Genomic DNA, 8,646 nt, shown 5'->3' with positions numbered 1-8,646 from the left:
GTGATGATGGCAGAGAGGTCACACCCGTTCCCATACCGAACACGGAAGTTAAGCTCTCTAGCGCCGATGGTAGTTGGGACCTTGTCCCTGTGAGAGTAGGACGTCGCCAAGCAACTTTAAGACGAGTCAGAATGACTCGTCTTTTTTGTATGCTTTCATACCTCTGCTAATTGCCTGCTTAACTCCTTCTAAATAGGCGAATCCATACCTTTTATCTGGTTCTAAGTAAGTACCTTCTGCCCATTCATTCCACGCATTAATAAATAAAAACTCGCTGTTGTAAAGAGAATAGGTACGCTGGATTTGTTTGCTTAAATATATCGTGAACTTCCTAGGGGTAGAACCTAGGAAGATGCTGCTATTTAAGTCTTTGCGGCGTGCTGTATTGTCCCAGTCAACAAAGGCACCAGGAAATGTTTTTTTCTCTGGAGGAGATCGTTTTAGTATATACATCCACACTTTATCATAATCCCAAGCGTTTATTTGTTTACCAGACTCATATATTGTCTTATTTATGTCTGAAGAGCTATCATGAGCAATTGTATAAAAAGGCTCGAATTCAATGCTAGCATCAAATCCATTTATATTAGGAAGTGGAAAGCTGTTTAATGTTTCTGCAAAGTATATACCTTTCAAACCATTTTCTTGTGCGAGTGTATTCCAATAATGAAGCATTTGTTCACAATGAGGGATATGCCCGGCACGATAAATAATGAATAGTGGTTTATCGTCTATACGGATATATCTCTCATCTTGGAAAGCTTGCAATAAATACTCAAAGTGCTCTTTCCAATCCGATAATTCTCCATAATTTTGAGGCATTAATATGTGACTATCAAGACCATCCCAAGTTTTTGTCCACGGTTCATTTGCCCAAGAAAGGCAAAATGGAAAATCTGGTTCTTTCATCTTAAGTACCTCATTAAAGGGTGCCTCCAATAGCCTCTTCCCTTTAAACCAGTAATGGTAATAACAAAAACCATATATGCCATGTGCTTTGGCGATTTCTGCTTGCCATTTTCTTACGGATGGGGTGGTTAAGTCATAATAAAAATCTTGATAAGGTTCTCTAGGTTGGTAATGTCCTGAAAATAAAGGTCGTGCACTTTTAGTATTTGTCCATTCAGTAAACCCTTTCCCCCACCAGCGGTCATTTTCTTTTATTTGATGAAACTGTGGTAAGTAAAAAGCGATTATTTTCAAGATATATCCCCCTTATGTTCTTCGTAGTTCAAGTGGTGGGAAGTTACTTTTGATTTTTCGAATCTAGTTAAAACATGAGATATGTTATTTACTTACTGTGTTTATGCTGCATAATGAATTCTTTTGTACAGTGTGCTTAATATGGAAATCTTTGATGATTTAATATATACGGCTGAGATACAAAATGATCTTCATTATACAATGAGCGAAAAGTGTTAAACTTTTTGGAGAACAAATAGAGCTTGGGGTAACCGGTTTGTATCATCAAAAAAGTCCCGTAGCTTTAAATACTTCTCATAGTGGTTTTTAATATAAGTTCTAGGTATAACGGTTTCCCCGTAGAAGCTACTGTTTCTAACGTCTCCAGCTCCCGTAGGGCTGTGGACAAAATTGCCGCTTTCATAATCCGAGATGGCACGATTTATATCTGGAAAAGCTTGAGATAAAGTTTTATGCCATCCCGTTTGAATTAATTCAGAGTGTTCCTTAAATTGTTGACAGAAATCGAGAAAATAGCGTGCTTGTGTTGTGGCGATGAAGATGCCACCTGGACGAAGAATTCTTGAAAATTCCTTTATCCAATTTTCTGCTGTTTCTTCGGATAAATGTGAGAATACAGAATAAGCGAATATGATATCTAATGAATTGTCATTAATAAATTCTACAGGAGGTTGTGGGTTGGCTGTTTTATATATCCCTCTTCCTAACGTTTCATTACAAAGAGTAATCATGAGGGGATCTACATCAATACCAAGTAAATTTTCATCGCGAACATCTTTGAAAAAGAAGCGTATGATTCTTCCCCATCCGCAACCAAAGTCTAAAATTTTACGTCCTTTATTCAAAGGAACACCTAGATTTTGGGCATATGTTTTTACATGGCTATAAAACAAATATGCTTCATAAAGAGCATGTTCATAGGAAGCCCCTACAAACTGTTGTTGAATTTCTTCAGGGGGGAACATAGGTACTGGGATGCCATTTATCTTTGTTTGTGAGCAACTTTGTATAAATAGATTTAGAAGTTCAACATCAGAAAGCGGGCTAACAAGGTTATCAAAATCATTTCCTAACTTGAAGTTATTCATTTGTTAACCTCCAAATTATATAGTACCTAAAAATTATTTTCGTGTTTTTTACTAATAAAAACGTGTAGAAATTCAGCATCTAACCCCAGTGATCTATCCTTTTGTAAATAAACAATGGTATACATATTTGCATGTGTATAAATATATTCAATCATATCTTGACCCCAATCAAATGTTACTAAAGACCCGTTCTCATCAATAGGATTACCATGATAAATTGGCTTCTCAATATATTCGATTCCTTCTTTATTGATTCTTGCTCTTTGTAAAGTCTTTGTGAGTGTATGATACCAAGGGACAGTAAACACATGAGCACCGCCAGGCTTTAATACACGCTCTATTTCTTTAAAGGCTTTGTTTGGCTCCATTACATGTTCAAAGACATCTTGAGTAATGAACAAATCAAAAGATTCATTTTGGAAAGTCATATCCTCTAAGTTCTCACATCTAATTCCTTGAAAGTATTGGCCGAGAGGATAGTTTTTAAAGTATTGAGAATACGTATAGTTTTTGCAGTTTTTTATAAGTAGCTGAGTTGTAATTCCCCCAGGAGAGGATTCGTGGATATGATAGGAACCCCATTTAGGAAAAAATGTATTTAAAACATGGATTATAGCTCGCTGCCTTGGTATAGAGTGGCATGTAGAACATAAGTAATGATCTCTAAGCCAATCATTATGCTCTATAAATGTAGTTTCCTTCTCACAAATAACGCAATATCCATTATTGTGCTTCAAATTACCTTCCACATGACATCACTCCTTTGTAAAAAAATGCATATGACACACACGTCAACAATCAGTGAAATCAAAGAGAGTGGGTGGAAATTAGGGAACCCATAAAAGTGAGATTGGTAGAATGGAATAATTAGCGGGAGAGAACGCCACGCTAATTAAAGTTTCACTTTATGCTATGCGATACATTCGCTTTTATTCATTGAAGAATGTATCGACTTAGAATATCCCTTTTGTGTACGGATACATTTCAAAGTCTTGTGCATATATTTCTGTAACTAACGCCATTGTTTCTTCATCATAAAAGCTTTCATATGTTGGAAAGCGAGGGAAGGTGGCATCTGTAATGCTGAGTTCTGCATAGCTTCCTGTATAAAGCATCTTATGAGCCCGATGATGATCTGAATTTGTAAGAAGCGCTAAATTAGATTTAATCAAATCGTACGTGTGTTCTATCTTGGTGATTTGTGTATTAAAATCTTCTAAAGGAATATAGTATTGGATGAAATTTTCTTCACCTGGAACGTATTGCTGACTAAAATGTATGTCCATTGCTAGGGAATTTGAACCCAATGCTCGAATGTAATATAAAAATTGTTTAAATGATACTCCACGGTTACTATATTTGTCATTATACAAATAGTGGCGGATATTTTCCCATTGAGGGCTAGCATATGGATTGTCAGCAAGTAATAAAAATGAGCTGACGGCCCTTTTGTAGGGATTACGTACAAGTTTACAAACATCTTTATTTGCTGTTAGAAGCCCATTTTGTAACTCTGGTATGTAGTTAGTATTGTTTTTATACACCCAGAATTCATAGTAATGAATAAAGTCATGGTATTTCTTTGCTTCATTAAACAATCCAATTTGAAAAAAGAACCAATTAGCTAAGGCGGTACATCCGCTTCTATGGCTCCAGAATAGTATAAGTGGAAAGTCTTTATGGAAATGTGGGATTCGATCTTTATGTAGGATTACATGATTTAAAAGCTCTTGATTTACACTCTTCATACATGTAGTGCTCCTTTTTGAAATTTTTATTTATGGAGAAGGGAAGTTTTTACTAATCCAATATATTCATGGGAATGAGTAAATAGTATGAGTGTTTTTTGCGGTCAGCTTAAATAAGATAGCGATTCTAAAAGGAAAATATAAAATAAAGATAATGAAAATTTATAGGAAGCATACAATGATAAGAGGATGAATAATAGCAGTGACCAAGTTCATTTAGTTGCATTTCTAGGTGTGATAAGCAAAAATCTTATTACTAGAGAGGATATTATGAGGAAGAATAATTATTTAATAGTAGGTGGAAATAGTTTCATTGGTATTAACCTCACATTAGGTTTATTGAAACAAGGTCAAACTGTCAAAGTATTTTCCAGACATATAAATAATTTTCCTCAAAATATTATAAGTGATGTTGAATTTATTAAAGGTGATTTAGCAAATGTTGAAGATATATATAAAGCTTTAGTTGATGTGGATATTATTATTTATTTAGCTGCAACGTCTAATGTAGCAACTTCAATTGAAGATGTTTTCGGAGATATAAACAGTAGCTTTTTTTTTCTTAACTTCATGGAAAGTGTTAAAAATTTTCCTGTTAAAAAAATTGTATTAGCATCTTCTGGAGGCACGGTTTATGGTGAACCGGAATATTTACCTATTGATGAGGAACATCCATTAAAACCACTTTCTCCTTATGGAATAACAAAAGTGTCGCTTGAAAATTACTTGTACTTTTATAAGAAAAAATACGGAATTGACTATGTTGTATGTAGATATTCTAATCCATATGGAAAATATCAAAATCCTTTAAAGAAAGTTGGGGCAATAAACTGTTTTTTGTATCAGCATCTCAGTAATGAAAAGATTAATATATATGGGAATCCACAGGAGATTATTCGAGATTATATTTATATCGATGATTTAGTTGAAATCACTATACAACTATCACAATTAAATCGTTTGAAATCTTGTGTGTATAACATAGGGAGCGGCAAGGGTCTCTCTTTAAAACGAATTATAGTAGAATTGGAGAAATTAACGGAAAGAAAAGTGGACTTTACCTGCTATAAACAAAGGCAAGAAAATGTTCAAAAAATCATTTTAAATATAGATAGAGTAAGACGAGCATGTAACTGGGAACCGAAAATAGATTTCAAAAGTGGAATTAGATTAAATAAGCTATGGATTGAAGAGTTCTTATATAGTAAAAAATAATAAACCATGCCCTACTTTTGTATAAGTAGAGCGTGGTTTATTATTTTATTTCTTTTTTTATTACCCAAAGGTCTTGATGTTCCCACCAAAAACCTTCAGTGTATTTTTTGATGATAGGGTTATAGGGCAATAATTTAATTTTGTCACTTACGTAAGAGGGACTAACGATCGTTTGCCCGTATTGATGAACATCCAAATCCAATTGTTCACTAGAAGGGAGAAACCAATAACCCTGTTTATTTAAATCTGGAAAGCTGAAGTACTTTTTACTTTGATAACCATGAGTTGTGAAAATGAGTAAGCCTTCAGGAGAAACAGCATTATACAATGTTTGAAGCCAACGAAACCAAGTTGTATCAGGCATATGAGAAAAAAAGGATAGACAAAAAACGATATCATACGTAGAGGAGGTCAAATTTACTTGTTCAGGTTCAGGGTGAGATAAGATAGAAGAAGTATTTAATGTACGTTCAATAAAAGTAATAGCCTCTTCATGTATATCGCAGGTAGTTATACTTAAGTTCGTTTGTAGGTTTAATAAATGACGTGTTACGCAGCCGTATCCGGATGCGAATTCTAATAATTTTATTGGAGTGTCTATAGGAGGATAAAAGGACGTAATTAAATCTAAGAGTGTTTCTGCGGATTTTCTCCCATCTTGAAAATAATAATCTATCGCTTCTTTTTTAGATGGGAAGACTGGATTAGTGACAAGGAATTGAAAGATATGATCCTCTGGATGGATACTTGCATTTACATTGTAGTTGTGTGCAATTTGAGAAATCAAATCTTTATTTGCCTCTATAAATTCTTTCAATGAGTAACCCCCCTTAAATAATAGTAACGTCTTACAAGAGATACTGATGGCGAAGAAAATATATCATTCAATCTTCAAATATGCTTTAAGATACTTTCTATATGTGTACATTTTCTTTTTTGAAATGTCGTCGATAGTAAAGGTTTCTTTAATGAAATTCTGCATTTGTACAACTTCACTGTAATGGGAATATGAATCTTCTGTTCTCGTTACGCTATTTGTATGTCGTCTATGATAGTTTAACGGTTTTGGATTGAAATAAATGTTCCCCTCTTTAAGAATAGAAACATAGAAAAACCAATCACCAGCTACTTTAAACTTTTCTAATTGTTTTTCTGTAGTTTTTATATCTATGTTTTTAAAAACTACACTTGAGACATTAGGTATGGTGTTTTTGATAAGTAATGTATCTTGTATTTCATCTATCCCTTTTCGGAAATAAGAACTTTTCCATTTTCCTTTATCAATATCATTTGTGTAATCTAAATAATGATTGGCTAGGATATTTCCTTGTTCATCTATTTGTTTTGATTGTGTGTAGCTTAAGGTAACATCACCATTTATATGAAACCCTTGTATTACTTCTTCTAAAAATGTCTGATCACATAAGTCATCAGCCTCTGCAATCCAAATATAATCACCGGTTGCTGCAGAGACGCCTTTTATCCATTGTTTAAATACAGAACCAGAGTTTTTATCATTAATAATCTGCTGAACTTTTAGGTGGGGCTTATTTTCGTTTGAGAGCAGCTGTTTAAATATAGATACGCTATTGTCAGTAGAGGCATCGTCTAGGAAAATTAGTTCGTAAAGGGGATAGGTTTGGTTTAATATGGATTTAACTCGGTCAGGTAAGTATTTTTCGTAATTATAGTTCGGTATCATTACGCTTATTTTTTTGTAATTATGATCAAGTAGGTTTAACAGTTGATAAATGTAATGAAGAAAGTTAAAATCTTTTTCAATAAGCTCTTGGCCAAAGCGCCCTTTTTGTAATCGTAAGTCTTCATCTCCAATAAATTCATATATTCTTTCCAGCACCTGCGGTAAATTTAAAAAGTCTACTAAGGCGCCAGTTTGTTCCGTAACAACATCTTCAAAACCTCCAGCGTTTTTAAACCCTATAACAGGGACTTTTGTATCTAATGCTTCTAAAACAACGTTTGGAAAAGGATCTTCTCTTGAAGTTAATAAATATAAATCAGCCCCGGCGTTATATAAACCGATATCTGGAGTAGGCTCAACTAATGTGAAATGTGCTGTATATCTTGGGGATAGTGTGTTAAAGAAATGAACATCCGTTCTCCCGACCCAGATAAAATGAATATTCGTATGAACTTTTCTTACTGAGTAAGCAATAAGTGAGAATAAATCTATCCCTTTCCGATGATCAGCAAAACCTACTCCCAAAATGATTTTGCTATCTAGAGGCAGGTTGTGTTTCTTTCGTAATTCGCTTCTAGCTTTTGCAATATTGTTCTTATAAGGATTGTGGTTAAACAAGCCTTGAGGGAGGATGTGACATTTTTGATGATCTAATTGGGTGATTGTACGGAATTTTTCATACACGTACTGTGAAGGGAAGACAATTTTGTAAGCAAACTGGGCAATATTTCTCGCTTTCCCCTCGGCAGAGTACTGTTGTATTAAATGCGGCAATTCATGTATTAATGAAATAACTTTTATATTGTGTTTAGCTAGTAATGCAACTATGTCACCACTTATGACGGTACTACATATGGCGATGGTATAGTCTTGTGATAGTAACTTCTTTATTAATAATTCGACCCTTTTTTCTGTTGGGTAGTCTTCCTCTAGGCAATAAACAGGACCATACTTTTGAAAATCGTGGATTAAAATGCCCGTTCCAATAGAAATAATTGCGACGGAGTAATGAAAGTTTTCTTTAAGAGCTTTAATAGTATGTAAAGAAAGCAGCTGTGCTCCGTGGAAATGGGCATCATGGGATACATAAATGATCTTCTTATTAACATGCATTTCATAACGCCTCCTAAGTTAATTAGATTTTTAGTAAATGCATGGTGTATTTATAATTCCTAGAGAGAAGTGGTAGGAGATAATTGTGTGAATACAGCTGGAATGTACTCGAAATAAAAAGTGCTACCTTTAATATATATTTGTTTGGCTTGCTATTCATTCTTTAGAAAGGTGTAAGTAAGAAAGTATAAACTGTCGATTATGAAAGTGATTGCAACAGTTTATTAATCTCTAGGAACGGAGTATAAATGAAGAAGGTTCAATACCCTTTAGAATTTATAAAATAAAAAGGATAAAAGGTATTGACGATTAGGATATAGAGGTGTAATATAGAACAAGTCGCCGATGCAATAACGCAGAACGCGGCAAACAAAATAAAAAACTTAGTTGACATTAACTAACGAAGATGTTAACATAAGGAAGTCGCGAATGAGCGACCGAGTAGTTCTTTGAAAACTGAACGAAACAAACAACGTGAAACGTCAATTTTTATTTTTAGATGCTAGACAAACTAACTTTATTGGAGAGTTTGATCCTGGCTCAGGATGAACGCTGGCGGCGTGCCTAATACATGCAA

The 8,646-nt window shown here is 34.1% G+C and carries 7 protein-coding genes and 2 rRNA genes; 3 read left to right on the top strand and 6 right to left on the bottom strand.

Features of this window, described 5'->3' with window-relative positions; genetic code table 11:
* Positions 1-112: ribosomal RNA gene (gene rrf, locus AC1DMU_RS29345) — 5S ribosomal RNA — on the top strand; the annotation flags it as partial.
* A gap of 14 nt (positions 113-126) precedes the next feature.
* Here rrf and AC1DMU_RS29340 read toward each other — a convergent pair.
* From AC1DMU_RS29340 to AC1DMU_RS29325, 4 genes are all read right to left on the bottom strand, one after another.
* A complete protein-coding gene (locus tag AC1DMU_RS29340; protein ID WP_088061502.1) occupies positions 127-1,203 on the bottom strand; it encodes a glycosyltransferase WbsX family protein in 1,077 nt (358 codons plus the stop codon).
* Between the two features lie 215 nt (positions 1,204-1,418).
* Entirely contained in the window at positions 1,419-2,291 is an 873-nt protein-coding gene (locus AC1DMU_RS29335) for a class I SAM-dependent methyltransferase (RefSeq protein ID WP_088061504.1), read from the bottom strand.
* A 26-nt stretch (positions 2,292-2,317) separates the two neighbouring features.
* Entirely contained in the window at positions 2,318-3,040 is a 723-nt protein-coding gene (locus AC1DMU_RS29330) for a class I SAM-dependent methyltransferase (protein ID WP_088061506.1), read from the bottom strand.
* A gap of 204 nt (positions 3,041-3,244) precedes the next feature.
* Positions 3,245-4,039 carry a sulfotransferase family 2 domain-containing protein gene (locus AC1DMU_RS29325; protein ID WP_064460162.1) on the bottom strand — a complete coding sequence of 265 codons (795 nt, stop codon included), beginning with the start codon at positions 4,037-4,039 and terminating at the stop codon, positions 3,245-3,247.
* 270 nt (positions 4,040-4,309) lie between these two features.
* Between AC1DMU_RS29325 and AC1DMU_RS29320 the strand changes: the two genes are divergently transcribed.
* Positions 4,310-5,254: an NAD-dependent epimerase/dehydratase family protein gene (locus AC1DMU_RS29320; protein WP_088061512.1), complete on the top strand. Its 945-nt coding sequence runs from the start codon at positions 4,310-4,312 to the stop codon at positions 5,252-5,254.
* A 40-nt stretch (positions 5,255-5,294) separates the two neighbouring features.
* Here the strand turns inward: AC1DMU_RS29320 and AC1DMU_RS29315 are convergent, their stop codons facing one another.
* Together AC1DMU_RS29315 and AC1DMU_RS29310 are read right to left on the bottom strand one after the other, a co-directional pair.
* Positions 5,295-6,071: a class I SAM-dependent methyltransferase gene (locus AC1DMU_RS29315; RefSeq protein ID WP_088061508.1), complete on the bottom strand. Its 777-nt coding sequence runs from the start codon at positions 6,069-6,071 to the stop codon at positions 5,295-5,297.
* A 63-nt stretch (positions 6,072-6,134) separates the two neighbouring features.
* Entirely contained in the window at positions 6,135-8,069 is a 1,935-nt protein-coding gene (locus tag AC1DMU_RS29310; protein ID WP_476941691.1) for a glycosyltransferase, read from the bottom strand.
* Positions 8,070-8,586: 517 nt separating this feature from the next.
* Between AC1DMU_RS29310 and AC1DMU_RS29305 the strand changes: the two genes are divergently transcribed.
* Positions 8,587-8,646: ribosomal RNA gene (locus AC1DMU_RS29305) — 16S ribosomal RNA — on the top strand; the annotation flags it as partial.

The sequence above is a fragment of the Bacillus sp. 01N45 genome (genome assembly GCF_056399205.1).
This window is presented reverse-complemented; position numbering and strand designations above follow the sequence as displayed.

Excerpts from the sequence above, each read along its gene's own strand:
- AC1DMU_RS29335 (WP_088061504.1), bottom strand. The coding sequence starts at position 2,291 with ATGAATAACTTCAAGTTAGGAAATGATTTTGATAACCTTGTTAGCCCG.
- AC1DMU_RS29325 (WP_064460162.1), bottom strand. The coding sequence starts at position 4,039 with ATGAAGAGTGTAAATCAAGAGCTTTTAAATCATGTAATCCTACATAAA.
- AC1DMU_RS29320 (WP_088061512.1), top strand. The coding sequence starts at position 4,310 with ATGAGGAAGAATAATTATTTAATAGTAGGTGGAAATAGTTTCATTGGT.
- AC1DMU_RS29310 (WP_476941691.1), bottom strand. The coding sequence starts at position 8,069 with ATGCATGTTAATAAGAAGATCATTTATGTATCCCATGATGCCCATTTC.